The organism is Rhodanobacter spathiphylli B39, assembly GCF_000264295.1.
Classification (GTDB): Bacteria; Pseudomonadota; Gammaproteobacteria; order Xanthomonadales; family Rhodanobacteraceae; genus Rhodanobacter; species Rhodanobacter spathiphylli.
In genome coordinates, this window is sequence record NZ_AJXT01000103.1 from 1 (window position 1) to 4,114 (window position 4,114).

The window sequence follows — 4,114 nt, forward strand, 5'->3', positions numbered from 1 at the left end:
GAGGCGGCGCAAGGCGCCGCCCGCCTAGACTTGAGCCGAGCGGCGTGCGGGTCAAGCTGCACTGCGGGGAACCGCCGCCGTCGCCGGGTGGTCTCAAGCGCCGTGGCGTCGCCATCCCGCCGGATGTGCGCCGCCATCCGGCCGGCCGGAATTCAGTTCCCGCTCGGCATGCTGCCCGCTCCCGCCACGTCCGAGGTTCCGTCATCGCCCGCTCGCCGCTCGCCCAACGCCCGCCGCCGGTACCCGCCGAGGAGTCGCCGGCGCCGCCGATGCACGAGGCGACCCCGCTTGCCCTGGCGGCCGGGCGTGGCCGCCGCTGGCACGAGCCACGGCGCGAACGCCGCCAGCACTGGCTGGCCCTGCTGCTCGCCGCGTTGCTGCACGGCGTGTTCGTGCTGGTGGTGTGGCAGCAGATGCGTCCCCGAATGATCGCCCCGACCACCAGCGCGCCCGCGCAGGAAGCGCTGCAGATCCGCTTCATCAGCAGCGCACCGGCGAGGGCGACGCCACCGGCCCCGGCGTTGCAGGCGCCGCCGCGTCCCCGCGTCCCGGCGGCGCCGCGCGAGCCCCCGCGAAAGAACGCCATGAGCCTGCAACTGCCCGCGCCGCCACCACCGCGCAGCACGGCACGGCTGTTCGATCAAAACGGCCAGCCTCTGTTGCCCGCCCCGGCAAGCAGCACCCCGGTGCCCGACTACGTGCAGCACCTGCCCCAGGGCGACCCGCGGATCATGCAGCACCGCAGTCCGGTCACCTACCAGGCCACGCGCTTCGACCAGGACTGGGGCAAGAGCAACGCCGTCGACAGCGCGCTGCAGAAGCTGGTGGACAAGACCACGGTGAAGAAGACCATCCGGCTTCCGCGCGGCGTGCGCATCCACTGCGCGATCTCGCTGGCGATGCTGGCGGGTGGTTGTGGCGGCGATCCACCGGCGAAACCTTCGGCGAAGGACGGTGACGTGCGCCTCAACATGGCGCCGGCGCGTTCGCTGGACGGGCAGGCGCATGCGCCGAAGCCACCCAGCGAGCAGGCCTGCATCGACATGTATCGCGCCGGCAAGCCGCTGGCCTGGGGTTGCCCGGTGGACACGCCCGATCGTGCCGTGGATGCCGAGCTGCGCGAGCGGGCTGCGAAGGCAGCGCGCGGGCACTGAACCTGCGGCGGCATGCCCCTCGCGGCGGTCGATCGTCATGCCCGCCACCGCAACCGGGGCGGCGCCCGCTACACTCATCCGATGCCCGCGCCACCGCCACACGCCACCTCCCGACGCGCCGCCAACCCCGCGCAGGTGATGCTGAACTCGCCACTGGCGGCGGCCACTCGTGCACGCGTGTATCACCAGCGCACGCGGCCACGGCCGCGCGAACGCACCCTGCGCATCGTGGCGATGGCGGGCGCCGTGGTGGTGCATCTGTTCTTCCTGTTCGGCTTCGTGCTCGGCCCCGCATTCCAGGTCGTGCTGCCGCCCGAGCCGAAACAGGTGCTGTTGCAGGTGCGCTTGATCGAGCCGCCCGAGCCGCCACCGCCGCCACCGGTGCGCGGCACGCCACCGAAAGAGCGGGGGCCGCGCCACCAGGGTCGCGACAAGCGGCCGGCCAGGGTCAGCGAACGCAGCGCCAACGTCGAGGCGGTGGTGACGCCGGCGCCACCCGCAGCGGCCGCGCCGCCGGTAGTCGCCAGGGTAGCGAAGGTCAAGGCGCCCAAGCCGAAACCCGTGGCCGCGCCACCGGCACCGGTGAGCCTGCCGCAACCGGCCCCGGCGCCCGATCTGCAACCGGTGCCGCTGGCCGGCGAGCCGCCGACGATCAACCTGCCCACGCCGGTGGTGCAGGCGCCGGTGCCGCCGAAGTTCCAGCCCGAGGCCGTGCGCAAGCCGCAACTGGAAGGCAATCGGCCGATGCCGCCACCGCCTTCGCTGGCGATGCCCGAAGTGCCGCCGCAGGCCGCGCCGCCGATCGCCATGCCGAGCATCGCGCTGGACACGAACGTGCCCAAATCCGTGGCGCCGGCCAGCATCACCGTGATGCGCGCCGAGGTTCCCGCTGCGCCGCCGGTGCCCGCGCTGCAGCCGGTGCCCCTGCCGGCGCAGGCCTCGCCCATCGTCAATCTGGACGCGCCGCTGAGCGCGCCCCGTCCCACGGTGTCCAACGAAAAGCCCCAGGTGCAGGCGCCGTCGATCGAGGTGGCCGAGGCCGAACTCGACGCCGTGCCGCTGGCGCCATCGGCACCGGCCGAGATCAAGCCGCAGGCGCCCAGCGAAAAGATCGAGGTGACCGACACGCCGCGTCAGACGGCCGTCCAGCCGTCCATCGAACTTCCCGAACTGAGCGCACCGCCCACGGTGACCCCGGCCGCCGCGCCTGTTCCCGACAACACGACGGCAAAAGCCGAATCGCCCCAGTCCAGGGCCAGCGACGAAGCGCAACAGCCCGCGCCCACCCCGGCGAACCAGTCGCCGGGGCGCGACGTCAGCCGCGCGCCCGACGCCATCCCGCAAGGCAGCGACCTGGGTGATCCGGGTCGAGCCGATGCCGTCGTGCGCGAACCGGCAGCGGCCGACAGCAGCGCCGCCACGTCGGCCCAAGCGGCGAAGCAGCCGGGCAACGGCAAGCAGGTCGCCGCCGACCAGACAGGCAAGGCACCGACTGCCAGCGACCAGGCTGGCAAGGCGCAGCCCGGCGGCAACCAGCCCGGCGCATTGCAGGGCGTGCAGAAGGGCAGTGCGCAAGGCGAGCCGCAAACCGGCCTGGGCGAGTATGTGCAACTGAAGCCGCACGGCGACACCCAGATCATGAGCCACGGCCGCCCCGACATCGGCTACAAGCCGACCCGCTTCGAACAGGACTGGGCGCCCGAAGGCGAAAGTTCGATCGACACCGCGTTGCGGCGCGCGGCGGAGAAGACCCGGGTCACCCACACCTTCCATCTGCCACGCGGCATCCGCATCAAGTGCGCCGTGAATCCCCTGATACCGATCGCGCTGCTGGGCTGCGGCAATCCCGATCCGCCGGCGAAGCCGCTGGACCAGAAAATCTACGATCGCCTGAACCTGGCCCCGGCCAATCCCGTGGCCAAACCGGCAGTCGCCGCCAGCAGCCCATCGCCCGCGCCGATGATCAAGTTCGACAACAGCGCCGAATGCGCCGCCGCCCGCGTCGCCGGCAGTCCGCCGCCCCCCGGCTGCGAGGTCATCACGCTGCCGGTCAAATCCGCCGCGCCGGCCTCATCGTCCAGTTCGTGGGTGCCGGCGAGCGACCAGTTCCATTGAGCTGTCCTGGACTGCGGTGGCGCCTTGCTCCAAGGTCCGGAACGCGCCAGCGGGACCGCGTCTTTTTCAGGCGAGGGCTGTCTTCCGTTCCCCAGGATGAACCGGCGTATCCATCCGGTGTAATGGTTCCGATGCACAAGCTGCGGTGTCCGTGCGGCAAACGCCACCGAACTTCGTCCAGAAGGCAGGTAGACGCGTTACCGAACCAGCACCTGCTATCACCATCGATTGTGGGGGATAAGACATGGCGCCCCGATTTGTGGGATATGCACAGGGAAGAATTACCTGCGGAAGCGGGAGCCATCATCCGGCCAGTCCTGTCGCTCCTCAGGATCGCTCCTTGACCAAGCGCAGCCGAAAGCTGAACATCCATTGCATATGCCCCGATATGGGGTTTACTAAGCGTTATGCCAATGACTCAACATCGCCGCCCAATTTGGTTTGCCGTGCTGGCCACGCCATGGGTCGTACCCGTTGGGCTAGTTTTTACCTCGGTGCTAGTCGGTCTATTCACCAGAGGTCGCGGCGCACTGAGGGTGCCGGAGGGATCCTATTTCGTCTTCGTTTACATCTTGCCGGCAACCTACGCTGCGATGCTTGGCATCGGACTTCCATACTTACTATGGCTACGGGCGCATGGCGCGCTGACCTTTCTGCGTGTCTGCGTAGGGGCCATCGCTGCAGCCATCGTCGTGTCTCCCATTTTTGTCTGGGCTTGCTTTGGCTCAACTTCGCTTCAGATTGGCGACATTCTGATCCCCGCATTCTTCGGCCTGCTTTCAGGCATCGCCTTCTGCCTTGTCGCGGGCATAACATTTCCTTAGTTCTACTGTGTCATTAAAACA

The 4,114-nt window shown here is 69.4% G+C and carries 2 protein-coding genes; both read left to right on the top strand.

Annotated features, from left to right (window positions below; all coding sequences use genetic code 11):
- The first annotated feature begins 269 nt into the window (after nucleotides 1-269).
- Complete coding sequence (locus UU7_RS17135) at nucleotides 270-1,154, top strand: hypothetical protein (protein ID WP_007810731.1); 885 nt, start codon at nucleotides 270-272, stop codon at nucleotides 1,152-1,154.
- A gap of 12 nt (nucleotides 1,155-1,166) precedes the next feature.
- Nucleotides 1,167-3,269, top strand: coding sequence for a hypothetical protein (locus UU7_RS17140; RefSeq protein ID WP_007810733.1), 2,103 nt, complete (start codon nucleotides 1,167-1,169; stop codon nucleotides 3,267-3,269).
- Nucleotides 3,270-4,114 lie beyond the last annotated feature (845 nt).